Below are 24100 nucleotides of genomic sequence, written 5' to 3' on the forward strand. Positions count from 1 at the left end.
AGAGAGATCGGTTCGTTTGCCATTTACGCGTCCAAATACCGAGAGTAAACGCCTTTCTCAACGTGTTTACAAGCAATATTTCACCCTATCGTCACTCCGAGCACCTACCCTTCATGCAATCGCCCTGCTTGACTGCGCGCTTAAGGTTGCAAGCGCTGCATGCTCCATTGCCCGTCCGCACCACGGGTAAACACGATGCGGTCGTGGAAACGCGAACGCCGTCCCTGCCAGAATTCGATGCGCTCCGGCTGCAAACGGTAACCGCCCCAGTGGGCCGGACGCGGTGGCTGGGCGTCGCCGATAGCGGCGGCCACGGCCGCGTAATGGCTTTCCAGCGTGGCACGGCTGTCGATGGGGGCGCTTTGCTGCGAGGCGATCGCCGACAAGCGGCTTTGTACCGGGCGCACATTGAAATATTCATCGCTCTCGGCCGCCGTGGTTTTTACGACGCTGCCTTCGATGCGTACTTGCCGCTCCAGCTCGCCCCAGAAGAACAGCAGGGCGGCGTGCGGCTTGTGTTCGAGCTGTTGGCCCTTGTCGCTGTGGTAATTCGTATACCAGGTAAAGCCGCGCTCGTCGAACTGCTTGATCAGCACGATGCGCGAGCTGGGCTTGCCGTCGGGATTGACGGTCGCCAGGCTCATGGCGTTGGGTTCCATCACCTGGGCCTTGACGGCTTCGGCAAACCATTTCTGGAACATGGCGATGGGATCGGCCAGCACGTCCGTCTCGCTCAGGCTGGACTGCACGTAATCGGTGCGCATGGCCGCCAGCACGGCAGCCGGGTCCGGCACTGCAGGCGCTTCCGGCGTATCGGGCGCGATGCCGCGACGGCGCTGCATGGCCGTGCCCAGCTGCTCCATCTGTTGCGCGCTGAACAGGCGCTTTGCCATGGGCGCCAGCTGGCCCTCTTCCTTGACCATGTGGGCCTGGTAAGCGGCAGCGTAATCGCGCACGCCATCGGCGGACAGCTGCGTGCCCGTGCCGGCCGCGATGGCGTCCAGTTCCGGGCGCAGGGTCAGCCAGGCCTGGTCCATGCGCTGGTGGTCGGCCAGGATGTCCGGCACCAGGGTCGCCAGCAGGGCCGCATCGTCACCCGTGGCGGTGGCCTGCAGCATGGGCATCAGATCCTGCTCTTCATCGTCATGGTGCAAATGGGCGGCCTGATTGAAATATTGCAACACCGCCCTGGCCGCCTGCTGCGCGTCCGCCGTGTTGCCGTGTTGTGCCAGATGGCCCAGCAGGTTTTGCAGGGTCGCCAGTTGCTTGCGGATCTTGTCGTGGCAATGCTTGAGCACGGCGATGGGCTGGTCAAAGCCGGGAACGGAGTCGAACAGGGGAGAGGTCATGGCGAGTTCTCGTGGTGGGCGGTGCGGGGGCGCGGCGACAGTGCAGCTTGTCGCTGTGTCAATTCGGCTATTTTAGAATATCTGCCAGCGCAGTGTCCGTTAAAATGGCGCCATGCATACCTCCACCAATGAACTAATTTCCATGGACTTGACCGAGATCGATTTTGCACGGCGTTTCGGCGGCATTGCCCGGCTGTACGGCGCCCCGGCGTTGGAACGCTTCCGCGCCGCCCACGTGTGTGTGATCGGCGTGGGCGGCGTCGGTTCCTGGATCGTCGAAGCGCTGGCGCGCAGCGCCATCGGCCGCCTGACCCTGATCGACCTCGACAATGTTGCCGAATCGAACATCAATCGCCAGATCCAGGCCATGAGCGACACCATCGGCAAGGCCAAGATCACGGCCCTGGCCGAACGCATTGAACTGATCAACCCCTTGTGCCAGGTCACGCAGATCGAAGATTTTATTACCCCCGATAACCTGGAGCCGTTGCTGGGCGGGCGCGATTTCGACTATCTGGTCGACGCCATCGACAATGCCAAGGCCAAGGCGGCCGTCATCGCGTATTGCCGCGCGCGCAATCTGCCCATGCTGACCATCGGCAGCGCGGGCGGGCAGACGGACCCGACCCTGATCGCCGTGCGCGACCTGTCGAAAACGGAGCAGGAGCCGCTGCTCAAGCGTGTACGCAAGCTGTTGCGCACCGAATATGGTTTCCCCCGTGGCGTGAAAAACAAATTCAATGTCGACGCCGTGTTTTCCATGGAACCCTTGAGCACGCCAGAAAGCGCTGAAGCGTGCGCCATCGATGGCACGCCAGCCGGCGTCACGGGCTTGAATTGCGCCGGCTTCGGTTCCAGCGTGGTGGTGACGGCCAGCTTCGGCATGGTGGCGGCGGCCCATGCGCTGAAAAGTTTGCGCCAGCCTGGGGCCTCAGCCTTGCCGGACCTTGTCTAAGTCCATTCCGGCAGCGCCAGTTCTTTTTGCGCGTTGGCAGCGGGCGTGGAAAGTGTAAGTCTTGTGACAGGGTTTTCAACTTCGGGCAGCGGTTTGCTATTATTGTCGTCCCTGCGCTATCTGGACTGCAGGCATCTCACCGAAACTCACTGAAAGAAACCATCATGACGCGTAGCTCCGTTTTGTTTGCCCTGATCTGCTCCGTCGCCGCGTCGCTGGCGCAGGCACAGGCGCCAGCGCCCGTTCCCGCCTCCGCCGTCTCGCTGAGCCCTGGCCCTGTCGCCGATAAATTGATTCTGATCGACAACAAGGTCGGCACGGGCAAGGAAGCGTCCGCTGGCAGCAACGTCACCGTGCACTACACGGGCTGGCTGTACCGTCCCCTGGCGAAAGATTCGCGCGGCAAGAAGTTCGACAGTTCCGTGGGCCGTGGCCCGTTTGACTTCCCGCTGGGCAAGGGCATGGTCATCAAGGGCTGGGACCAGGGCGTGGCCGGCATGAAGGTGGGCGGCAAGCGCACCCTGATCATTCCAGGCGAACTGGCTTACGGCCCGCGCGGCGCCGGCAATGGCGACATTCCGCCGAACTCGGCACTGATCTTCGACGTGGAATTGCTGGACGTTAAGTAATTGCTCACTTTGGCGGCGGCGCCTGCTCGCGCCGCCGCTAAAAGCGGTAGACTGGGGTTTCTTGAAATAGCGGAGATTCCTTCCATGAACATCGCCAACGACGTCACTGAACTGATCGGCAACACCCCCCTGGTGCGTATCCACCGCATCGCTGCCGGCTGCAATGCCACCATCCTGGCCAAACTCGAATTCTACAATCCCGCGCACAGCGTCAAGGACCGCATCGGCCTGTCCATGATCGTCGCCGCCGAAGCCACAGGCAAGATCCATGCCGATACCGTCATCGTTGAGCCCACCAGCGGCAACACGGGCATCGCGCTGGCCATGGTGTGCGCCGCGCGCGGCTATCGCTGCACCCTGGTCATGCCCGACACCATGAGCCGCGAGCGGCGCATCCTGCTGCGCGCCTATGGCGCCGAGCTGGTGCTCACGCCCGGCAGCGAAGGCATGCTGGGCGCCATCCGCAAGGCCGAGGAAATGGTCGCGGCCGACCCGCGCTACCTGATGCTGCAGCAATTCAACAATCCGGCCAATCCCGCCATCCACCGCGCCACGACGGCCGAGGAAATCTGGCGCGATACGGATGGGCAAGTCGACATCGTCGTGGCCGGCGTGGGCACGGGCGGCACGATTACCGGCATCGGCGAAGTGCTGAAGGAACGCAAGCCGGGCGTGCAAGTGATTGCCGTGGAACCGGAAGCGTCGCCGATGCTGTCGAAAGGCACGAAAGGGCCGCACCCGATCCAGGGCATCGGCGCCGGTTTCGTGCCGCAGGTCCTCAACACGGCCATCTACGATGAAATCATCTGCGTCAAGAACGACGACGCCTTCGCCACGGCGCGCCTGGCCGCCAGCGATGAAGGCTTGCTGGTCGGCATCTCCTCGGGCGCCGCCCTGTGGGCATCCCTGCAGGTGGCACGCCGTCCGGAAAACGCAGGCAAGACCATCGTCACCATCATCCCGTCGTTTGGCGAACGCTACCTGAGCACGGCCCTGTACGCGGGCCTGGGCGACTGATCGTTGAGCCGTCCGGCTGGGTATTGACCGTGGCCCCGATAGACCGGCGCAGCAGATGGGGCGCCGGTTGAACTTGCCCTGGCGAAATAGGCGCCGGGCAGGCACGGCAGGCGCAGTACAATATCGGATGGGCCGTAATGGTTCGGCCCGTATTGTGCCTTTGAATGGAAATATGTTCCTGGTAAAACCTGAACGCCGCCGCCTGCTGCAGGTGGGCGCGAGCGTGGCTGTCATTGCGCTGGGCCTGGCCTCGCGCGCCTATCCCCAATTCCTTCCCGCCGCGCTCGGCAAGTATCCGGGCGACGCCCTGTGGGCCATGATGATCGTCTTTGCGCTGGGCGTCATCGCCACGCGCATGCGCACGTGGCAACTGGCCTTGTGGTCTTTGCTGATCTGCTTCGCCGTCGAATGTGGCCAGTTGGTCCAGGCGCCCTGGATCGTCGCGCTGCGCGCGCATCCGCTGGGGCACCTGGTGCTGGGCTCCACCTTCGGCTGGGCCGACTTGATCGCCTACACGGCCGGGGTGGCCGTGGCGGCGTTCATCGACAAGCTGGCGCTGTTCAAGCGCCGCTAGTCTAATTTGACGTTACCCTCCGCGTCGCGCAATTCCACGGGCGCCAGTTTCAGCTTGCTCAATTGCGGGGCGATCTTTGCCTTGTCGCCCACGCCGATGACGATCAGCTTTTCCGGCTGCAGGTATTTTTTCGCCACCTGTTGCACCTGCTTGTCCGTCACCCCCGCAAAGCGCTGCGGCAGGGTCGCGTAGTAATCGAGGCCCAGGCCGTAGATATACACGTTGGCCATGCTGGCGCTGATGCTGGCATTCGTCTCGAACTGGCCCGGCAGCGACAGCACCTGCGAATTGCGCGCATTCGACAATTCCTTGGCCGTTAACGGCTTGGCGATCATGGCGCGGATTTCCTTGAAGGTTTCCGACACGGCCGGTCCCGTCACGTCGGTGCGTACGCCGGCGGCAATCGAGAACGGCCCCGGCTGGCTGCGGTACTGGAATTGCGAGCGCACGCCATACGTGTAGCCCTTCTCTTCGCGCAAATTATTGCTCAGCCGACTCGTAAACAAGCCGCCCAGCGCCGCATTCATCACTTGCAGCGGCGCATAGTCGGGCGTCGTGCGGGCCACGGCGATGGTCGACAGGCGCACGGCCGTTTGCGGCGCGCCCGGCTTGTCGACCAGGATCAGCCTGGATTTCGTCGTGACCGGCGCCACTGTCACGGACGGCGCTACCGTACCCGCCTTCCAGCTGCCGAACTTGGCTTCGACCAGCGCCTTCAATTGCGCTGCGCCGATATCGCCCGAGACGATCAGGGCCGCATTGTTGGGCACGTAATGCTGCTGCCAGAACGCCTGCAGGTCGGCGCGGCTGGTGGCTTTCAGGGCCGCTTCCGTGCCCAGCTGGATGGTGCCGTAGGGATGTTGCGGGCCATACAGGGCCGCCGCTTCCACGCGGGCCGCCACGGCCCCCGCGTTTTCGCGCTGCTGCGCCAGTTCGCCGATGCGGCTGGCGCGCTGGCGTTCCGCCTCGGCCGACGGGAATTGCGGGTGCTGCACCACGTCGGCCAGCACGTCGAGCGCTTGCGGGAAGGTGGTTTTCAGCGACGTCAGCTGGGCGAACGAGGCATCCGCGCCGGAACCCGTGCCGAGGAATGCGCCCAGTTGCGCCACATCGTCGGCGATTTGCGGCGCGCTGCGCGTGGCCGTGCCTTCCTGCAGCAATTGCGCCGTAAAGCCCGCCAAGCCCGGCTGCGCCAGCGGATTGGCGCCCGAACCGCTTTTCACCACCAGTTGGGCCGATATCAGCGGCACGGCCGGGTTGTCATTGTGGATCACGGTCAAGCCATTGCTCAGCGTGAAGGACGTCGCTTGCGGTAGCACGATCTTCGGCGCGGGGCCGGCCTTCGGCACGGCACTGCGCCACGGCTCGTCCGCATTGATGGCCGTGCCTGGCGCCGCCTTGACCTTGCCCGGCGCCGGTGTCGGCACTTCCGCGCCCAGGTCCGGCGTACCCGGCACGCCATACACCACCACGCGCGCTTGGTTTGTCAAGTAGGTGTCGACGGCGCGCTGCACGCCGGCCGCCGTCACCTGGCGGTAGCGTTCGATATCCTTGCCCAGGTAGCCTGGGTCGCCCAGATACTGGTTGTACTGGTTCATCATGTTGGCGTTGCCGCCCACTTTTTCCACCTGGCTCAGCATGCTCGTCTCGATGCTGTTGCGGGCCCGTTCCACTTCCTTCTCGGTGGGTCCCTTGGCGCGCAATTGCTCCAACTCCGCCTGCATGGCTTGCTCGATTTCCTCGGGCTGGTGGCCGGGGCGGGCCGTCACGTCCACGCTAAACACGGAGGTGAGCGCGTTCGAGCTCTGGTTCGCGCCCACGTCCTGCGCGATCTGCTTGTCGTACACCAAGGACTTGTACAGGCGGCTGGACTTGCCGCCGGCCAGGATGTGCGCCGCCATCGACAGTTCTGCGTCATCCTTGGCGTAGGCGGACGGCGTCAGCCAGGCCATGAAGACGCGCGGCAACTCGACCCGGTCCTGCACCACGACGCGGCGTTCCTGCGTGATGGGTGGCGTCACCACATCGGGCTTGGCCACGGCGGGGCCGCTCTTGAAGCTGCCGAAGTATGTGTTGACCAGTTGCTTGGTTTTCGCCTTGTCGATGTCGCCGGCGATCACCAGGCTGGCGTTGTTGGGGCCATAGTATTTGCTAAAGAATTCCTTGATGTCGGCCAGTTTGGCGTTCTGGATGTCCGCATGCGAACCGATGACGCTGGCGTAATACGGGTGGGTCTTGGGAAACAGCTGGTGGTACAGGGCTTCCTGCACGATGCCGTAGGGGGCGTTTTCCACGCTTTGGCGGCGCTCGTTGCGCACCACGTCCTGCTGGTTCGTCAGTGCCGTCTGGTCGAGCACGTCCAGCAGATAGCCCATGCGGTCGGAATGGGCCCACAGGGCCAGCTCCAGCTGGTTCGATGGCACCGTGTCGAAATAATTGGTGCGGTCGAAATCCGTGCTGCCGTTCGAATCGGTGGCGCCCGCGCCTTCGAGCAACTGGTCGGCCATGCCGCGCGGCACGTGCTTGGTGGCGGCAAACATCATGTGCTCGAACAGATGCGCAAAGCCCGTCAGCCCCGGCGCTTCATTGGCCGGTCCCACGTGGTACCAGACATTGACGGCCGTGACGGGTAATTTATGGTCTTCCACGAGAATCACGTCGAGGCCATTCGGCAGCGTGTATTTTTCGTAGGCAACATTTGGCACGGCCGTGGCACCCGTCGCGGTGGCGGCAGCGGCGGCGTGGGCGAGGGTGAGCGGGGCGCCGTACAGCGACAGCATCAGGGCGGGTATGGCCAACAGTTTGATCGGTTTCATGCATGCTTCCAGGCTAGGGTGGGGGAAGACGCTGCGCTTCGCTCGTGGCTGGCGCAGCGCGACGGTGCTACGCTCGGTGCTACAGTTTATACAGCAGGGCCGCGCCGCCCAGCACCAGCAGCGCGCAAGCGAGCGAGACGATGGCGGCCGCGCCCAGCAAGCGCCATTCGCGCGGCGTGAAGCTGGCCGGCGATGGCGCGGGCGCTTCCGCCACAGGCTGGGGCATGGCTGCCGCCGGCAAGGCCGGCAAGCCGCCCGCCGCGCGCGCCTGCGCCGCCAGCGCTTGCGTGGCAGAGTCCAGCAAGGCCAGCTGGCGCTCGACGGTTTCCGCCAGTACCGCTTCGTTCAGCGCCACCAGGGCGAATATCGGGTCGTCAACGTCGACCCTGATGCCCGTCTTGTCGAAGACATGGCTGCGCAGTTTGTGCTGGTCCATCTACCATTGCACCTTGTCGAGTTGTTCGAAGATGTCGCGGTAGACAACCTTGATGCGCTGTTTTTCCATGATGTTGAACTTGTCGTTCTGCAGCACTTCCTGCATCGTCAGGCGCGCCGTGTTCATTTTCTTGACATCCGCGCCAAAGGTGTCGGGATTGCGCTGGCTCAAGGTAATGCTGCCCTTGATGCGCGCGCGGTTGTCGGCATACGACTGCGATTCGATAAACTGCTTGCCGGACGCCGATTGCAGCAGGCCGAAGTGTTCGTTTTGCCATAGCACCAGCGGCACCTTCGTCGCTTGCGCCGTGGCGACAAAGCCCGTGGCCGTGTCGTGCAGGGTATCGCCGCCGCCGACGATGGTGTGGATGTACACCTTGCGGCCCGATTCTTCCAGCAGCGAGAAGCAATCGTTTTCCAGCAGATAGCCCATCAGCGGCGAAAACGTATTCGCGCCATTGTCGATCACGCAGTTGCCGTCCGTGTCGAGGATGTCGATCATCAGCGCGTCAAAGCGTTTCGGGTCGATGTTGCGCGCATCCGTCATCACGGGCACATGCTTGACGTTCATCGCCTTGTAGCGCGAAAAAGTGGCGTTTTCCTGATCGGTGTCATAGCAGCGCAAGGGCGTGTCGTCCTTGCCGCCTATCCACTGGGCCAGCAGCGTCGAGACGAGGGTCTTGCCGATGCCGCCCTTGCCCTGCAGGATGAAATGTACCGTGTTTTGCATTGCGACTACTCCAAGTTGTTGCGTCAGTGACAATCAAAGATCCGTGACAGCGGCGCGGGCGCCCGGCCAGGCCACGACTGGCATTTTTACCACAATCCTTTGCAAATATGCCATGCGGAACAGCGAATCTGGTTATGATGTTAATCAGGATACCATTGATGCAGAGCAAGTTTTGTGTGAAAAATACCCCCCAGAGTGTGAACGAGGACGCAGTGCCGATCTCCAGTCTCGATAAAGCCGACATTGACCGTCTGAATCAGCAAGCCCTGTCTTGCCTGGTCGGCAACCGCCGCCAGGCACGCAGACTGGCGCTGGCGGCGGCGCTACGACAACAGTATGCGCGCGGTGGCGCGTATGCGGAACTCAATCATTGCTGGCTGGCGTATTACGCGGGCGAGGCCGAGCCACCGTGTGAGCGCCTGCGCGCGTATTTCCAGCACAGCGGCGACCTGGAAGGGGGCATGGAAGTGGCCGCCCTGCAGGGCGCGTATGCGAGCCGGCGCGGTGATTTTTCCGATGCCGAGCAGCATTTCCTGCAGGCGCGCAGCCAGGCCGCGCAGATACCCGACTCCCTGCACAAGTTCATGCTGTACGCGCGCCTGGGCGTCGATGCCCTGAACCGTGGCGATACGCAGGACGGCCCGCGCAATTTTTTGCTGGCGCTCGACATCGCCGAACGCTTCGGCAGCCCCGCGCATCGGGTCAACAGCCTGTCGAACCTGGCCTCGTCGCAGCACGACCTGGGTAACGACGAAGACGCCATTCCTCTGCTGGTCGAAGCGCTCGAGATCATCGGCACGCAAAAGCTCAAATACCAGCAAACCATCGTCTCGGCCAACCTGGCCATGTGTTTATTAGCCACGGGCAAGCCGGCCGAGGCGCTGGCGCTGGTGGAACCGTTTTACGAGTGGCCGGAAGAAGACCTGGCCATCCGCGCCTTTTTGTTTTGCATCGCCGCCCACGCGGCCATCTTGCTGCAGCAGCCCGAGAGCGCCTTGCAATTGCTGTTGCGCGCCGAAGAGTATGCGCGTCGCGGCCAGGACCTGGAAGAGCAGATGCATGCGTGGCTGGTGCGCGGCAAGCTGGACTTGCATGCGGGCCAGACGGCGCAGGCGCTGGCCTCGCTGACGCAGGCGCATAGCCTGCTGAGCTGGACGCGCAATCCGTTTCACCAGCAGCAGATTTTGCGCGGGCTGGCCGAGATCAATGCCCAGTTGGGCGAATGGCAAGCCGCGTATGGCTTTTTACAGCAATACCAGGCCGTGTTCGAGGCCCGCAGCAAATCGGCGCGCGCCTCGCGCAGCCTGATGCGCAACCTGGAAAAGGAAATGCACAACCTGAAGGCCGAGCGCGACAAGGCGCTGGAGCTGCAGGCGGCGCGCGAGACGGAAAACGTCAAGCTCGAGCACCTGAACCGCGAGCTGGCGCACCAGATAATGCATGTCAATTCCTTGCAGGACAGCCTGAAGGAGCAGGCCATGCGCGACCACCTGACGGGCCTGTACAACCGCCGCCATTTTGAAACTTGCCTGAATGCCATCCTGCACGCGGCCGACGCGGATGCGCCCGTGGCCATCGCCATCATCGACCTGGATTTCTTCAAGCGCGTCAATGACACCTACGGGCACAACTTTGGCGATGAAGTGCTGATCCAGTTCGCGCGCCTGGTGGAAAGCCAGCTGCGCGGCAGCGACATGGTGTGCCGTTATGGCGGCGAGGAATTTTGCCTGCTGTTGCGCGAAGCCGACAGCAGCATCGCCGCGTACAAGATCGACGATATCGCCGCGCGCTACCGTCAGTTGCTGATCCGGCAGGCGCCGCACAGCTTGACGGGCTGCACCTTTTCGGCGGGCATTGCCGAGTATCCGCGCCATGGCGCCGGCCGCCACGAGTTGCTGATGCGCGCCGACAGCGCCCTGTATGCGGCCAAGCAGGCGGGCCGCGACCGCGCCTGCATCGCCGGCCTTAGTGAATAAAGCGTAGCAGTTCGCGCAGGGCATGCGCGACCGCCTGCTCGCGCACGGTCTGGCGGTCGCCGGCGAACACCAGCCGCTGCGTCTGCACGCGACCATCCATGGCCCAGCCGAAGCAGACGGTGCCGACGGGCTTGCCGGGCACGCCGCCCGTGGGGCCGGCGATGCCGGTGGTCGAGATGGCTACCTGGGCATCGCTGTGGGCCAGTGTGCCTTGCGCCATGGCGGCGGCCACTTCCTCGCTGACGGCGCCGTGTTCAGCGATCAGCTCGGCAGGCACGCCCAGCATGCTGCTCTTGGCCCCGTTGGAATAGGTGACGAAGCCCCGTTCGAACCAGGCGCTCGAACCCGAGACGTCGGTGACGGCCTGCGCCACGCCGCCGCCCGTGCACGATTCGGCCGTAGCCAGCAACAGGCCCTTCGCCTGCAAGGCCAGGCCGACGGCGGTGGAGAGGGGGACGAGTGCGTTGCTCATGGATGACTCCTGCATGCGGTGGAAAGGGTGGCAAGACTGTAACATGGCCGAGAGTGAAAGAAACTTTCCCCGGTGACAGCGAAAATGCGTACACTCTTTTATGCATTTTCTACCACTTCGGGCCGGCAGGCGGGCTGTTGCTGCGCCGCCCTGGTGCGCATCGCCCGAACAGGCACGCGGCATGGTGCCGCGCCTTCGTATGCATTATCTTTACTCGGTTGTCATGGTAATTCTGAACTGGTCCTGGTGGCGTCATCCTGGCCCCCGGCGTCGCCCCGTGCGCGACGCCGGGGGCCGCTCCCCTCGCTGGGGCTGGCTATTGCTGCTCTTGGGCGTGCTGTGCGCCGATGCACGGGCACAGGTGCCGGGTGAGCTGGAACGCCAGGTCAAGGCCGCGTATCTGTACAAATTTGCCGGCTATGTCGAGTGGCCAGACGGCAGCTTTGCCCGGCCCGATGCGCCGCTGGTGATTGGCGTGGCGGGCGCCGATGCGCTGGCCGAACAGCTCGAACAGAGTGTGGCCGGGCATAGCGTCAACGGCCGCGTCGTGCAAGTGAAAAAAGTGCGCCGCGGCGTAGCGCTGGCCGGGCTGCACGTGCTGTACCTGGGCGCGCTGGAGAAAACGGCCCTGCAGGAGATGCTGGCCGCCAGCCGTGGCCTGGCGTTGTTGACGGTGTCCGATTCGGATGAGGTCTACGCGATGGGCAGCATGATCAATTTTGTGATGGCCGAAGACAAGGTGCGCTTCGACGTGGCCCTGAAACCCGTGGCGCAGGCGCATATCCGCATCAGCGCGCGCATGCTGCTGGCCGCCTATCGCGTGCAGACGGGGGGCGCCTGACCATGCTGCGACTGCGCTCCATCCGCCGCAAACTGATGGCGGTGGTCTTGCTGACCACCCTGGTGGCGCTCGTCATTTCGCTGGGCACCATCGTCGTCTACGACTTGCGCGCCTACCACCGCAACCTGGTAGCCGACATCAGTACCCAGGCCGAACTGCTGGGGCACATGAGTTCGGCTGCGCTGGCCTTCGACGACGAACGCCTGGCGCTGGAAAATCTCAACCTGATGCGCATCCGCCCGCGCGTGAAGGCTGGTGCCCTGTACAAGGCCGATGGCAGCCTGTTCGCCAGCTACCGCGCGAATGAGCGTGTGGGCGAGTTGCCGGCGAAGGCGGGCAAGGAAGGCGCAAGTATCCAGGGCAGTTCGGTGGAATTGTTCAAGCCCATCGTCGACAATGGCGAATTGCTGGGCACCGTGTATCTGCGCACCGATTATGCGCTGGCCGGCCGCACGGCCGACTACCTGGCCATCGCGCTGGGCGTGACGGTGCTGGCGCTGCTGGTGGCCTTGCTGCTGCTGCGCCGCCTCGATTTCGTCATCACGCAGCCCATCCTCGATATCGCCGACGTGGCGCGCGAAGTGATCGAGACGGGCGACTACTCGCGCCGCGCGCGCAAGCTCAGCGACGACGAAGTGGCGCAGCTGGTCGATTCCTTCAACAAGATGCTGGCCGAGATCGAGCTGCGCACGCAGGCGCTGGAGCGCTCGAACGACGAACTGGCGCGCGAAGGCGAGCAACGCACCCAGGCGCAACAGGAAGTCATGCGCCTGAACCAGGAACTGGAAGTGCGCGTGCACGAGCGCACGATGCAGCTGGAAATGACGAATGGCGAACTGGCCATGGCGATGGAAGAGGCGCGCAGCGCCAACTATGCCAAGTCGGCATTTTTATCGTCAATGAGCCATGAATTGCGCACGCCGCTGAACGCCATCCTGGGCTTCGCGCAAATCCTCAGTTCCGACCGCCTGCCTTCGACCCTGGCGCAAAAGAAGGAGTTCGCCGGCCATATCCTGAAATCGGGGCGCCATTTGTTGACATTGATCAATGAAATCCTCGACCTGGCGAAGGTGGAATCGGGCACGGTCAGCCTGTCGCTCGAACCGGTGGGCCTGGACGCCATCTTGCAGGAATGCCGCGACATGATCGCGCCGCTGGCCAGCCAGCGCGGCATCGGCATGGCCTTCCCCGATACCTGCCGGCTGAACGTGCTGGCCGACCGCACGCGCCTGAAGCAGATTTTATTGAATCTGCTGTCGAATGCGCTCAAGTACAACTGCGCGCAGGGGCAGGTGGCCATCGCTTGCGCGACGCAGGCGGGCGGGCGGGTGCGCATCAGCGTGCGCGACACGGGCGTGGGCCTCAACGCCGAACAGCTGGCGCTGCTGTTCCAGCCCTTCAACCGGTTGGGGCAGGAAGGCGGCACGGAAGAAGGCAGCGGCATCGGCCTGGTGGTCACCAAGCGCCTGGTGGAATTGATGGACGGCAGCATCGGCGTGGCCAGCGCGCCCGGCGAGGGCAGCACGTTCTGGATCGAGTTGCGTATGGTCGATGCCTTGCCCGTACCCGTGGCCCCGGCCTTGCCGTTGCCGGACCTGGCCGGCGCGCTGCTCGAGCACAGCGCCCCCGTGACCTTGCTGTACGTGGAAGACAATCCCGCCAACCTGACCCTGGTCGAGGAAATCGTGCGCTACTGCCCGCAATTGCAGCTGCTGACGGCAACGGATGGCCGCCTGGGCGTGGAAATGGCGCGCACACATTTGCCGCAACTGATCTTGATGGATATCAACCTGCCGCATGTGAACGGCACGGACGCCCTGAAACTGCTGCGCGCTGATCCGCGCACGGCGCACATTCCCGTCATCGCCCTGACGGCCAACGCCATGCCGGGCGATGTGGAGCGCAGCATGGCGCTGGGCTTTTACCGCTATCTCACCAAGCCGATCAACCTCGATGAATTTACCGAGGCGATCAATAGCACCCTGGCGTATGTGGCGCAGCAGCGCCGGCAGAAAGACAAGGGTGCGGCATGATCAGCCAGGCCGATATCTATGCGGCGAAAATTCTCATCGTCGACGACCAGGAAGTCAATTTGCGCCTGCTCGAGCACTTGCTGCAAAGCGGCGGTTACACGGCCATCACCAGCACCCTCGATGCGCGCGCCGTGGCCGGCCTGCACCAGCGCCATCAGTTTGACCTGATCATCCTCGACCTGGTCATGCCCGGCATGAGCGGCTATGCCGTGATGGATGCGCTGCGTCCGCTGGAGCTGGAAGGCTATTTACCCGTGCTGGTGATCGCCGCCGACCCGGACGCCAAGCTGGCCGCGCTGGAAGCGGGCGCGCGCGACTTCATCAGCAAGCCGTTTGACGCGCTCGAAGTGCTCACGCGTATCCGCAACATGCTCGAAGTGCGGTTGCTGCACCGCGCCGCGCGCCATTACAACGCGCTGCTCGAACGCACGGTGGGCCAGCGCACGGCCGAACTGCAGCGCTTTCGCGGCGCCATGGACGCCACCACCGACGCCATCCTCCTCGTCGACATGCAGGGCATGACCCTGGTGGACGTCAACGACGGCGCGTGCCGCCTGCTCGGCTATTCGCGCGCCGAGTTGCTGGCGCTGGCGCCCGGCACCTTGCTGCCGTCACCGCCGGCCCCGCCCCTGGCCGCGCTGCCGGGTGGCCCGGCACACCTGGCCACGGAAGTGACGGAATGCGAACTGGTGCGGCGCGACCTGAGCCTGGTGCCGGTGGAACTGGGCTGGCACTGGTATGTGCAAGCGCCCGTGGCGGGCGGGCAGGGCACGGGCGGCCTGCTGCTGATCGCCGTGGCGCGCGACATCAGCGAACGGCGCCAGACGCAGGAGCGCCTGAAGCACCTGGCCCATTACGATGGCTTGACGGGGCTGCCGAACCGCAGCCTGTTTTATCAGACGCTGGCCCAGGCCGTCGAACTGGCGCAGGAAAAAAGCTGGCGCATCGTGGTGCTGTTCATCGCGCTGGACCGTTTTAAAAGCATCAACGACACCCTGGGCGCGGCGCTAGGCGACGAGCTGCTGCGCCAGTTCAGCAACCGCCTGGTCGAATGCGTGCGCCTGCGCGACACGGTGGGGCGCCTGGGCAACGACGAATTCGCGCTGATACTGTCCATGAGCCGCAACCAGCAGGAAGCCGTGGCGGTGGCGAACCAGGTGCGCGAAGCCTTGCGCGCGCCGTTCGACTTGCGCGGCCATGCGGCGACCCTGACGGCCAGCATCGGCATCGCCATGTATCCGGACGACGCCACCGACCCGGAAACCCTGATCAAGTATGCGAATACGGCCATGGGCGGCGCCAAGCAGGCGGGGCGCGATGGCTACCGCTTTTTCACGGCCGGCATGAACGTGCAAGTGCTGGCACGCCTGGACCTGGAACTGGCGCTGCGCCATGCGCTAGAGCACGAGCAATTCATTCTGTACTACCAGCCGAAAGTGGACTTGCGCACGGGCCGCATCAGCGGCGTGGAAGCGCTGCTGCGCTGGCGCCGCCCCGGCTACGGCCTGGTGGCGCCGGCCGAATTCGTGCCCGTGCTGGAAGACACGGGCCTGATCGTGCGCGTGGGCGCCTGGGTGATCCAGGCTGCCTGCCGCCAGATCGCCGAGTGGCGCGACAGCGAAGTGGGACTCGTGCACGTGGCCGTGAACGTCTCTAGCCGTCAGTTTGCCGAAGGCGACCTGGAAGGCGAGGTGACGCGCGCGCTGGCGCAGCATGGCGTGGCGCCGGAACTGCTGGAGCTGGAGCTGACGGAAACGGCGCTGATGTCGAACGCCGAGCGCACCATCGTCGTGCTGGGAAAATTGAAAAAGACCGGCGTGAAGGTGGCTATCGACGATTTCGGCACCGGCTACTCCAGCCTGGCGTATCTGCAGCGCTTCCCCATCGACAAGCTCAAAATCGACATCGCCTTCGTGCGCAACATCACCAGCAACCCGAACGATGCGGCCATCGCGCTAGCCATCATCAGCATGGCGCACAGCCTGAAACTGAGCGTGGTGGCCGAGGGCGTGGAGTCGCGCCCGCAGCTCGAATACCTGCGGCGCAACCGCTGCGACGAGATCCAGGGCTTTTATTTCAGCCGCGCCCTGCCGGCACTGGAACTGGGGCAGATGATCGTCGCCGGCGCCGGCCTGCCGCCCGGCCACGACCCGGCTGCCCAGCCGGCGCAAACCCTGCTCATCGTCGACGACGACGTCAACGTGCTGTCGTCGCTGCACCGCCTGTTCCGCCCCGAGGGTTATCACATCCTCGCGGCCAGCACGCCAGCCGAAGGCTTCGAGATGCTGGCCCTGCACCGCGTGCACGTCATCGTCTGCGACCAGCGCATGCCCAGCATGAGCGGCACGGAGTTCTTGAGCAAGGTCAAGGAGCTGTACCCGGAAACCATCCGCATCATCCTGTCCGGTTACACGGGCCTCGAAGCGGTGCTCGACTCGATCAACCGGGGCGCCATCTACCGTTTTTATACCAAACCGTGGGATGACACCCAGCTGCGCGACAACATCCGCCTGGCTTTCCAGCACTACTGGATGGTGAACCAGCCGGGGCTGGCGCGCGCGGCGGTGCGCTAGCGTTTATTCAGTCGCTGAAGTGGTCGAAGGACGATAACTGCAAATCGAGCGGCAAGCCTGTCGCATCGACCAAGCGCAAGCCGTTTTCCACCTCGATGCGTCCCACGCGCGTGACGGGCGTGCCGCAGCTGGCCGCCAGCGCGGCGATGGCCTCGCGCGACGATGGGGGCGCCGTGAAGCACAGTTCATAGTCGTCCCCGCCGGCGGCCGTGTAGCGGCGGCGCAGGGCCATAGCTTGTTGCGCCAGCACGGGGCCGGCCGGCAGGCCATCGACATCCAGCGTGGCGCCCACCCGCGACGCTTTCAATATGTGAGCGAGGTCGCCCACCAGGCCGTCGGAAATGTCGATGGCCGCATGCGCCAGACCCGCTTCGGCCAGGGCGCAAGCCAGCGCCACGCGCGGCGTGGGCGTGTGCATGCGCGGGGCGGCAGCCAGCAGGTCTTTCGGTGCCAGTTCCTGCTCCATGCGGTAGCCGGCCAGCGCCAGGCGCGCGTCGCCCAGCGTGCCGCTGACCCAGATATCATCACCCGCCACGGCCGCGCTGCGGCGCAGGGCCTGGCCCGGCGCCAGTTCGCCAAACACGGTGATGCAGATATTTAGCGGGCCCTTGGTGGTGTCGCCGCCAATCAATTCGCAGCCGAATGCGTCGGCCAGTGCAAACAGGCCTTCGGCAAAGCCGGCCAGCCAGGCGCGCTCGGCTTGCGGCAGCGACAGGGCCAGGGTAAATGCCACGGGACGCGCGCCCATGGCGGCCAGGTCGGACAGGTTCACGGCCAGGCTCTTGTGCCCCAGCATGCGGGCGTCGGCGCCGGCAAAGAAGTGCCGGTCCTCGACCAGCATGTCCGAGGAGATGGCGATCTGGTTGCCGGCACTTGGCGTGAGCAGCGCGCAATCGTCGCCGATGCCCAGAGTGGCGCGGCCGGGGCGCTGGCGCACGAAATATTGTTTGATCAGGTCGAATTCGGAAAGCGCGTCGTGTGTGGCCATGGCGTAGTCTGTGCGTTGAATGATGGTGTGGCCCGGCTATTATAGGCTGGCCTACAATACAGGCCTTTGCCACTGCCGAGCCGCTTACTATGCCCATCCTCGATATTCACGTCCTGTTGCAATCCTGGCTAGACCATGGCTGGCTGCGCGACCCGCAAACCGTTGGCCTGACAAGCTTTGAGGCGCAGGAGCTGGTGGCGCACGGCTTCGATGCCGTCAGTGACGGCGGCCAGCTATGCCTGTACGAGGACGAGCGCCTGTTCCGCAGGGGAGGGCGGCCCGTGCAGGCCTCGTTCAAGGCGTATCTGCAGCGCGGCCAGCTGGGCGCGAATGGCCTGGGCCTCGGTTATCAGGTGCACCTGGCAGGTTTTCTGCGCGCGGCGCGGCGGCCCTTGCCGGCGTTTCGCGTGCTGCTGGAACAGGGTGGCCGCAGCGGTGCCCTGCTGTTCGACAGCGGCCTGGTGTTGCAGTTTTCCGCCAACTTGTGGGGCAAGCCCCGTCATTACTACCTGACCCTGGTGGAAGGGCATGTGGCCGACGCCCATGTGCCAGACCGCGACAGCGATATCGATTTGCGCGCGGCCAGCGTGGGCCATGTCCAGGCTCTGTACGACAGCCGCGACCCTGCCGAACTGCAGCGCCTGGCGCGGCGCGGCAATGCGGCGCTGCGCGAGCTGGCGGGCCTGCTCGCTTAAGCTTTTTTCGCCTGCGCCATGCCTTGCAGCAGCTTGGCCAGCAACTGGTCGAGCTGGCGCTGCTCGTCCGCGTTCAAGGGCGAGAGCATGGCGCGCTCGTTATCCACGTGCAGCAGCACCAGCTTTTCAATCAGCTCCCATCCCTTGGGCGTCAGGGCCACCAGCACGCCGCGCCGGTCCGTCGGATGCTTCTGGCGTTCGATCAGGCCTGCCGCCTCCAGTCGGTCGATGCGGTTGGTCATGCCGCCCGAGGACAGCATGGCCGCCTCGTACAGGGCCGTCGGCGTCAGGCTGCAGGGCGCGCCCGAGCGGCGCAAGGTCGCCAGCACGTCGAATTCGCCCGGTTGCAAGCCGTGCTCGGCAAATAGCGGGTTGAGCCAGTCGCGCGCCATCAGCTGCGCCACGGTGCCCAGCTGGCCCACCAGCTGCATGGCGCGGGTATCCATCTGCGGCAGCTCGCGCTGCCATTGTGCGGCGGCAAATTGCGCGCGCGTGTGTTCTTGCGGGGTAGTTGTCATGGCACATCCATTTATCTCGACCTCAAGATAGATTTCTATCTTTATGTTAAGATACTTTTTATCGAGTCATAGTTGATGACGCATTAAACCATGTGCCTCCCAGTGAGGCAAGGACTATCCCATGCCATCCGAACGCCCCATTTCTGCCCCGCTTCCCTCGTCCGCCCTGCTGGTGGCCGCCATCATCCTGCTGGGCCTGAACCTGCGCCCGATCCTGGCCGCCATCGGTCCCTTGCTTGACAGCATCCAGGCCAGCACGGGCATCAGCAATGCCGATGCGGGCTTGCTGACCACCGTGCCCGTGTTCGCCATGGGCGTGTGTGCGCTGGCGGGGGCGCAACTGCAGCGCCGGCTGGGCGTGGCGCGCGGCATCGGCATCGGCATCGCCATCATCGCTGCCGCCTGCGCGCTGCGCTGGCCCTTGCATGGCAGCGGCGGCCTGATCGCCACGGCCGCCCTGGGCGGCCTGGGCATTGCACTGGTGCAGGCGCTGCTGCCGGCCTTCATCAAGCGCCATTTCCCCGCGCGGGCGGGCCAGTTGATGGGGTTTTACACGACGGGCATCATGGGCGGCGCGGCCATTGCCGCCGCGTCGGCCTCGCCACTGGCGCAGTCGCTGGGCTGGCAGGCGCTGCTGGCCCTGTGGGCGCTGCCTGCCGTGGCGGCCGCCCTGCTGTGGCGCCGCGCTGCCGCTTCGCGCGTGGAGGCGGCCGGCGGCGCGGGCGCCAGCCTGCCCGTGGGCAGTCGTCGCGCCTGGCTGCTGATGGTGTTTTTCGGCATCGGCACGGGCGCGTATACCCTGGTGCTGGCCTGGCTGCCGCCGTTTTACACGGAACTGGGCTGGAGCGCCGCCGACAGCGGCTTGCTGCTCGGTGCCCTGACCCTGGTGGAGGTGCTGGCGGGACTGGTGATTTCCAGCATCATCCACCGCTACCCCGACCGCCGCATCCTGCTGCTGTCCGTCTTGCTGTGCGTGCTGGCGGGACTGGCTTGCCTGATCGTGGGGCCCGCGCAACTGGCGCTGCCGGCCGTGATCCTGCTGGGCTGCGGCATCGGCGCGCTGTTTCCCCTGTCGCTGATCGTCAGCATGGACCACGTGCATGACCCGGCCAGCGCCGGCGCCTTGCTGGGCTTTGTGCAGGGTGGTGGTTACATCATCGCCAGCAGCATGCCCTTCATCGCCGGCCTGATCCGCCAGCACTCGTCCAGCCTGGCCCAGGCGTGGATGGTGATGGCCGGTGGCGTGGTGGTGTTATTGTTGATCGCCGTGCGCTTCGCGCCGGGGGCGCGGCTGGCGTCGCCTGCAGGGAAAATCGCGTAGGCTGGCGGTTTTTCCCCACGAGAAAGAGGTACCACCATGGCTGACGATATGGCTGCGCCACCCTCCCTGCTGCCCGCCAACCGCCGCATCGTGCTGTCCGGCGAGGATGCGCTGCGCATCCTGCGCGAGATCGAATTCCTGCTGCAGTCGCTGCATCACATCGGCCGCCATTATTATCCCGACGGTGACGATGACGGCGCCGATGCCCTGCGCCGCGCGCAGTATTGCGCGGAGACGACACGCTTCATCTATGAGGAGCAAGCGACGACGCGCCTGGCGCTGATGCGCAGCATCCTGTCCGCGCCGTTCGACGCCACTTTGGGCGCGGATCATATGGACGATCTCGAGCGCGCCGTCGAGGCATTGCCGCTGTGGCGCGCTCCCGGCGGTCTATCATAAAAACTAATTGAAATCTAAAATTTGATAGTTTTTCCTGCTCAAGGCGTTTGTGCCGCCGGACGGCCTTACAATGCTAGGTTATGCGTTTTCGTGATATCAGACTATGGCTAGCGGAAAATACCTAGCTAATTGAAAGAATCGGTCTGATAAAATCCGGAACACCCGATCGACCAAACAGGAAGGCTGCACAGCATGGATTCGTCATCTGATAAAAAAGAAGAATTGCGTCAACAATTGCGCTTGGCCGCACTCGAATATCACGAGTGCCCGCGCCCCGGCAAAATCAGCGTGACGCCCACCAAACAACTGACCAACCAGCGCGACCTGGCGCTGGCCTACTCGCCAGGCGTGGCGGCACCGTGCGAAGAAATCGTCATCGATCCGGCGAATGCCTATAAATATACGGCGCGCGGCAACCTGGTGGCCGTCATCACCAACGGCACGGCCGTGCTGGGACTGGGCAATATCGGCCCGCTGGCCGCCAAGCCGGTGATGGAAGGCAAGGGCGTGCTGTTCAAGAAATTCGCCGGCATCGACGTCTTCGACATCGAAATCAACGAGATGGATCCGGATAAACTGGTCGACATCATCGCTTCGCTGGAACCGACCTTTGGCGGCGTGAACCTGGAAGACATCAAGGCGCCCGAGTGCTTCTACATCGAGCGCCAGCTGCGCGACCGCATGAAGATTCCCGTCTTCCATGACGACCAGCACGGCACCGCCATCATCGTCGGCGCGGCCATCCTGAACGGCTTGAAAGCCGTCGGCAAGAAAATCGAAGACTGCAAGCTGGTCGTCTCGGGCGCGGGCGCCGCAGCGCTGGCCTGCCTGGACCTGATCGTCGACCTGGGCTTCCCCCTCAAAAATATCTACGTCACCGACCTGGCCGGCGTCGTCTACAAGGGCCGCGCGGAACTGATGGACCCGGACAAGGAACGCTTCGCGCAAGACACGCCGCTGCGCACCCTGGCCGAGATCATCCCGGACGCCGACATTTTCCTCGGCGTCTCCGCCGGCGGCGTGCTGAAGCAAGACATGGTGCGCAAGATGGCGCCGAACCCGCTGATCCTGGCGCTGGCCAACCCGAATCCGGAAATCCTGCCGGAAGAAGTCAAGGCCGTGCGCAGCGACGCCATCATCGCCACGGGCCGTTCGGACTATCCGAACCAGGTCAACAACGTGCTGTGCTTCCCCTACATCTTCCGCGGCGCTCTCGATTGCGGCGCGACGACGATCACGCGCGAGATGGAAATCGCCGTCGTGCACGCGATCGCCGACCTGGCGCATGCCGAGCAGTCCGACATCGTCGCCACCACCTACGGCATCAGCAACCTGTCGTTCGGTCCTGAATACCTGATTCCGATGCCCTTCGATCCCCGTTTGCTGATCAAGATCGCACCGGCTGTCGCCAAGGCAGCCGAGGAATCGGGCGTCGCCACGCGTCCGATCAAGGATCTGCAAGCGTATGCGGACAGCCTGCAGCAATTCGTCTACCGCAGCGGCACCTTCATGAAGCCGCTGTTCCTGATGGCCAAGTCCACGCCGGCCGAACTCAAACGCATCGTCTACGCCGAAGGCGAAGAAGAGCGCGTGCTGCGCGCCGTGCAAGTGGTGGTCGATGAAAAACTGGCGCGTCCTATCCTGGTGGGCCGTCCGTCCGTGCTCGAAGCGCGCATCCAGAAGTTTGGCCTGCGCCTGAAGCAAGGCGCCGACTTCGACGTCATCAACCCGGACTTCGACGAGCGCTATCGCGATTACTGGAATACGTATTACGCCATGACCAGCCGCAAAGGCGTCACCGAGGAATACGCCAAACTGGAAATGCGCCGCCGCCACACCCTGATCGGTTCGATGATGATCCACAAGGGCGACGCCGACGGCATGATCTGCGGCACCTTCGGCACCACTCAGCTGCACCTGAAATACATCGACCAGGTGCTGGGCAAGCGCGCCGGCAGCAATGTCTACGCGGCCATGAACGTGCTGATCATGCCGGAACGCCAATTGGTGATGGTCGACACGCACGTCAATGAAAACCCGGACGCCGAACAATTGGCCGAGATCACCATCATGGCCGCCGAAGAGATGAGCCGTTTCGGCCTGTCGCCGCGCGCGGCCCTGCTGTCGCACTCGAATTTCGGTTCCAGCGACAGCGCTTCGGCGCAAAAGATGCGCGCCGCGCTGGCCATCATCAAGGAACGCGCGCCGGACCTGGAAATTGACGGGGAAATGCACGGCGATACGGCCCTCGACAGCAAGCTGCGTCAAAAACTCATGCCAAATTCGGCACTGAAGCACGACGCCAATCTGCTGGTCATGCCCAACATCGAATCGGCCAACATCGCCTACAACCTGGTGAAAACGGCCGCCGGCAACGGCATCGCCGTGGGCCCGATCCTGCTCGGCTGCGCCAAGCCCGTGCATATCCTGACGCCATCGGCCACCGTGCGCCGCATCGTCAACATGACGGCGCTGTGCGTCGTCGACGCCGTGGCCCAACGTAAAGTCTAAGCCTTAGCTGCTCATGAAAAGCCACCCCATCCGCAAGGAGGGTGGCTTTTTTATATTGGCGCGACGGGCAGGGCCGTGGCCGGATGGCGGCGCAGGTAATAGTGGCGGTACACCATGATCTCGACCCATACCAGCAGCAGCGCCAGCAGCGCGAACAGGCCCAGCGTCATCTTGAGCGAATTGAAATAGACGCTGGACTGGCGTTTGATGGCGTCGATGAAAATCATCGGCACTGATTTGTCGAGTTTGCTGAAGTCGGCCTGGCGCGCCACATCGGTGGTCAGGCGCACGGCCAGGTCGGTGCCCAGACTGGCCAGGTCGCCGGTCGCCTGTCCACGGAAGTCGGCGCCCTTGAGCGCTTCGCCGAGTACGCTTGCCCTGGCGATCAGCTGTTCCTGCAGCACTTGCGTCAGCAGCACGCTGCCGCGGCGCAGGATGAATTCATTGATCCAGCGTGCCTTGCTGCGTTCCCAGTAACTGCCCGAGGTGGGCCGGTAATACATGCCTTGCACGAAGGGTTCGATCAGGCTGCGCATGCTGACTGGCTGGCCTGGGGCGATCAGCTTGACCTGCTGTTCCAGGTAGACGCGCAGCGCCGGCATCTGCGCTTCGACCACCGGTTGCAGGTCGCGCTCAAGGGCATGGTTGACCACGCGGTGCACACTGTGTACGGCGCCGAAGCCGCCACCGAGGAGCGGCAGCGCGAGCAGTATCAACACATAGCTGAGCTTGGCGGCCACATGCCAGGCGGACGGACGGCGCACCAGCAGGCATTTTCTGGCCAGCTGGTAGCAGATGCCGAGCGCCAGCACAAAGCCGATCACTCCATACAGCAGCATCCACGGCAGGACGGTCCACAGCAGGTCGCTGCCGAACGGCGCCAGGGCGCTACCCCAATTGAGCAGTTGTTGCTTCATGTACATTGCCTTGATGTGAGTAATCAGGCAATTATAGCGATTCAAGCAATACCCATGGCGCGCATCGCTTGCATGCTGCCATCCCAGGCTAGTACGACGATGCGCTAGTGTAGTGCTTCGTTATTCTTTGAACTAAGCCTCCGATTGGCACGGATCACTTTTTGCAGGATGTCGTTAGCCTTGGCGGTCCATACAAACGGCTTCGGATTCTGATTATGGGCCGCAATATATTCATGGATTGCGACGGTCAGTTCATGGACGCTACGAAAGACTCCGCGCTGGAGTCGATCCGTTGTCAAACTGCGGAAGAAGCGCTCGACCATGTTGAGCCAGGAGGCGGACGTCGGCGTG

General features: G+C 64.0%; 20 protein-coding genes and 1 pseudogene. 12 read left to right on the forward strand and 9 right to left on the reverse strand.

The annotated features are described in order from the left end of the window. Window positions 1–140: 140 nt before the first annotated feature. Window positions 141–1349: a pyridoxamine 5'-phosphate oxidase gene (gene pdxH, locus CSZ94_RS23370; RefSeq protein WP_102123717.1), complete on the reverse strand. Its 1209-nt coding sequence runs from the start codon at window positions 1347–1349 to the stop codon at window positions 141–143. Between the two features lie 112 nt (window positions 1350–1461). On the opposite strand from pdxH, the gene CSZ94_RS23375 reads away from it, so the two are divergent. The 4 genes from CSZ94_RS23375 (at window position 1462) to CSZ94_RS23390 (ending at window position 4524) form a co-directional block, all read left to right on the forward strand. Beyond that, window positions 1462–2304 carry a tRNA threonylcarbamoyladenosine dehydratase gene (locus CSZ94_RS23375; RefSeq protein ID WP_258001161.1) on the forward strand — a complete coding sequence of 281 codons (843 nt, stop codon included), beginning with the start codon at window positions 1462–1464 and terminating at the stop codon, window positions 2302–2304. A 164-nt stretch (window positions 2305–2468) separates the two neighbouring features. Continuing rightward, entirely contained in the window at window positions 2469–2933 is a 465-nt protein-coding gene (locus CSZ94_RS23380; RefSeq protein WP_034780576.1) for an FKBP-type peptidyl-prolyl cis-trans isomerase, read from the forward strand. An 84-nt stretch (window positions 2934–3017) separates the two neighbouring features. Continuing rightward, on the forward strand, window positions 3018–3950 hold the full coding sequence (gene cysK / locus CSZ94_RS23385) for a cysteine synthase A (protein WP_102123719.1): 933 nt from the start codon (window positions 3018–3020) through the stop codon (window positions 3948–3950). 172 nt (window positions 3951–4122) lie between these two features. Then, on the forward strand, window positions 4123–4524 hold the full coding sequence (locus CSZ94_RS23390; protein ID WP_102123720.1) for a ribosomal maturation YjgA family protein: 402 nt from the start codon (window positions 4123–4125) through the stop codon (window positions 4522–4524). On the opposite strand, the gene CSZ94_RS23395 is transcribed toward CSZ94_RS23390, so the two are convergent. The 3 genes from CSZ94_RS23395 to CSZ94_RS23405 form a co-directional block, all read right to left on the reverse strand. Then, the gene (locus tag CSZ94_RS23395; RefSeq protein ID WP_102123721.1) at window positions 4521–7340 is read right to left on the reverse strand and encodes a M16 family metallopeptidase; all 2820 of its coding nucleotides are present in this window, start codon (window positions 7338–7340) and stop codon (window positions 4521–4523) included. The genes CSZ94_RS23390 and CSZ94_RS23395 overlap by 4 nt on opposite strands. Window positions 7341–7419: 79 nt before the next feature. Continuing rightward, window positions 7420–7776 (reverse strand): hypothetical protein, encoded by a 357-nt coding sequence (locus CSZ94_RS23400; RefSeq protein WP_102123722.1) that lies wholly within the window; start codon window positions 7774–7776, stop codon window positions 7420–7422. After that, entirely contained in the window at window positions 7777–8505 is a 729-nt protein-coding gene (locus CSZ94_RS23405; RefSeq protein WP_102123723.1) for a hypothetical protein, read from the reverse strand. Between the two features lie 176 nt (window positions 8506–8681). On the opposite strand from CSZ94_RS23405, the gene CSZ94_RS23410 reads away from it, so the two are divergent. Then, window positions 8682–10481, forward strand: coding sequence for a GGDEF domain-containing protein (locus CSZ94_RS23410; protein WP_258001162.1), 1800 nt, complete (start codon window positions 8682–8684; stop codon window positions 10479–10481). On the opposite strand, the gene CSZ94_RS23415 is transcribed toward CSZ94_RS23410, so the two are convergent. Further along, window positions 10471–10953: a CinA family protein gene (locus CSZ94_RS23415; RefSeq protein ID WP_102123725.1), complete on the reverse strand. Its 483-nt coding sequence runs from the start codon at window positions 10951–10953 to the stop codon at window positions 10471–10473. The genes CSZ94_RS23410 and CSZ94_RS23415 overlap by 11 nt on opposite strands. A 277-nt stretch (window positions 10954–11230) precedes the next feature. Here CSZ94_RS23415 and CSZ94_RS23420 point away from each other — a divergent pair, with 277 nt between their 5' ends. From CSZ94_RS23420 to CSZ94_RS23430, 3 genes are read left to right on the forward strand one after another with little or no spacing between them, the layout of a single operon-like run. Then, window positions 11231–11794: a YfiR family protein gene (locus tag CSZ94_RS23420; RefSeq protein ID WP_180977595.1), complete on the forward strand. Its 564-nt coding sequence runs from the start codon at window positions 11231–11233 to the stop codon at window positions 11792–11794. 2 nt (window positions 11795–11796) lie between these two features. After that, window positions 11797–13827 (forward strand): ATP-binding protein, encoded by a 2031-nt coding sequence (locus CSZ94_RS23425; RefSeq protein ID WP_102123727.1) that lies wholly within the window; start codon window positions 11797–11799, stop codon window positions 13825–13827. After that, entirely contained in the window at window positions 13824–16400 is a 2577-nt protein-coding gene (locus tag CSZ94_RS23430) for an EAL domain-containing protein (protein WP_102123728.1), read from the forward strand. Before CSZ94_RS23425 ends, CSZ94_RS23430 begins: the two co-directional genes overlap by 4 nt. 7 nt (window positions 16401–16407) lie before the next feature. Here CSZ94_RS23430 and thiL read toward each other — a convergent pair whose 3' ends face one another. Beyond that, on the reverse strand, window positions 16408–17388 hold the full coding sequence (gene thiL / locus CSZ94_RS23435; protein ID WP_102123729.1) for a thiamine-phosphate kinase: 981 nt from the start codon (window positions 17386–17388) through the stop codon (window positions 16408–16410). A gap of 89 nt (window positions 17389–17477) precedes the next feature. On the opposite strand from thiL, the gene CSZ94_RS23440 reads away from it, so the two are divergent. Then, the gene (locus CSZ94_RS23440) at window positions 17478–18083 is read left to right on the forward strand and encodes a hypothetical protein (protein WP_102123730.1); all 606 of its coding nucleotides are present in this window, start codon (window positions 17478–17480) and stop codon (window positions 18081–18083) included. Here the strand turns inward: CSZ94_RS23440 and CSZ94_RS23445 are convergent. Further along, complete coding sequence (locus CSZ94_RS23445) at window positions 18080–18601, reverse strand: MarR family winged helix-turn-helix transcriptional regulator (protein WP_102123731.1); 522 nt, start codon at window positions 18599–18601, stop codon at window positions 18080–18082. The genes CSZ94_RS23440 and CSZ94_RS23445 overlap by 4 nt on opposite strands. 121 nt (window positions 18602–18722) lie before the next feature. On the opposite strand from CSZ94_RS23445, the gene CSZ94_RS23450 reads away from it, so the two are divergent. From CSZ94_RS23450 to CSZ94_RS23460, 3 genes are all read left to right on the forward strand, one after another. Then, complete coding sequence (locus CSZ94_RS23450) at window positions 18723–19922, forward strand: MFS transporter (RefSeq protein ID WP_102123732.1); 1200 nt, start codon at window positions 18723–18725, stop codon at window positions 19920–19922. Between the two features lie 36 nt (window positions 19923–19958). After that, window positions 19959–20321, forward strand: a complete 363-nt coding sequence (locus tag CSZ94_RS23455; protein WP_219726044.1) for a hypothetical protein — start codon at window positions 19959–19961, stop codon at window positions 20319–20321. Between the two features lie 192 nt (window positions 20322–20513). Then, entirely contained in the window at window positions 20514–22832 is a 2319-nt protein-coding gene (locus tag CSZ94_RS23460; protein ID WP_102123733.1) for an NADP-dependent malic enzyme, read from the forward strand. Window positions 22833–22882: 50 nt separating this feature from the next. Here the strand turns inward: CSZ94_RS23460 and CSZ94_RS23465 are convergent, their stop codons facing one another. Further along, window positions 22883–23749 carry a hypothetical protein gene (locus CSZ94_RS23465; protein WP_146009884.1) on the reverse strand — a complete coding sequence of 289 codons (867 nt, stop codon included), beginning with the start codon at window positions 23747–23749 and terminating at the stop codon, window positions 22883–22885. A 104-nt stretch (window positions 23750–23853) separates the two neighbouring features. Further along, window positions 23854–24100 (reverse strand): annotated as a pseudogene (locus tag CSZ94_RS23470) (IS630 family transposase); the annotation flags it as partial.

This window comes from Janthinobacterium sp. ROICE36 (genome assembly GCF_002869965.1).
GTDB lineage: Bacteria > Pseudomonadota > Gammaproteobacteria > Burkholderiales > Burkholderiaceae_D > Janthinobacterium.

Coding starts and splice junctions, on each gene's coding strand:
- pdxH (WP_102123717.1), bottom strand. CDS start 1,349: ATGACCTCTCCCCTGTTCGACTCCGTTCCCGGCTTTGACCAGCCCATC.
- CSZ94_RS23375 (WP_258001161.1), top strand. CDS start 1,462: ATGCATACCTCCACCAATGAACTAATTTCCATGGACTTGACCGAGATC.
- CSZ94_RS23380 (WP_034780576.1), top strand. CDS start 2,469: ATGACGCGTAGCTCCGTTTTGTTTGCCCTGATCTGCTCCGTCGCCGCG.
- cysK (WP_102123719.1), top strand. CDS start 3,018: ATGAACATCGCCAACGACGTCACTGAACTGATCGGCAACACCCCCCTG.
- CSZ94_RS23390 (WP_102123720.1), top strand. CDS start 4,123: ATGTTCCTGGTAAAACCTGAACGCCGCCGCCTGCTGCAGGTGGGCGCG.
- CSZ94_RS23395 (WP_102123721.1), bottom strand. CDS start 7,340: ATGAAACCGATCAAACTGTTGGCCATACCCGCCCTGATGCTGTCGCTG.
- CSZ94_RS23400 (WP_102123722.1), bottom strand. CDS start 7,776: ATGGACCAGCACAAACTGCGCAGCCATGTCTTCGACAAGACGGGCATC.
- CSZ94_RS23405 (WP_102123723.1), bottom strand. CDS start 8,505: ATGCAAAACACGGTACATTTCATCCTGCAGGGCAAGGGCGGCATCGGC.
- CSZ94_RS23415 (WP_102123725.1), bottom strand. CDS start 10,953: ATGAGCAACGCACTCGTCCCCCTCTCCACCGCCGTCGGCCTGGCCTTG.
- CSZ94_RS23425 (WP_102123727.1), top strand. CDS start 11,797: ATGCTGCGACTGCGCTCCATCCGCCGCAAACTGATGGCGGTGGTCTTG.
- CSZ94_RS23430 (WP_102123728.1), top strand. CDS start 13,824: ATGATCAGCCAGGCCGATATCTATGCGGCGAAAATTCTCATCGTCGAC.
- thiL (WP_102123729.1), bottom strand. CDS start 17,388: ATGGCCACACACGACGCGCTTTCCGAATTCGACCTGATCAAACAATAT.
- CSZ94_RS23440 (WP_102123730.1), top strand. CDS start 17,478: ATGCCCATCCTCGATATTCACGTCCTGTTGCAATCCTGGCTAGACCAT.
- CSZ94_RS23445 (WP_102123731.1), bottom strand. CDS start 18,601: ATGACAACTACCCCGCAAGAACACACGCGCGCGCAATTTGCCGCCGCA.
- CSZ94_RS23450 (WP_102123732.1), top strand. CDS start 18,723: ATGCCATCCGAACGCCCCATTTCTGCCCCGCTTCCCTCGTCCGCCCTG.
- CSZ94_RS23455 (WP_219726044.1), top strand. CDS start 19,959: ATGGCTGACGATATGGCTGCGCCACCCTCCCTGCTGCCCGCCAACCGC.
- CSZ94_RS23460 (WP_102123733.1), top strand. CDS start 20,514: ATGGATTCGTCATCTGATAAAAAAGAAGAATTGCGTCAACAATTGCGC.
- CSZ94_RS23465 (WP_146009884.1), bottom strand. CDS start 23,749: ATGAAGCAACAACTGCTCAATTGGGGTAGCGCCCTGGCGCCGTTCGGC.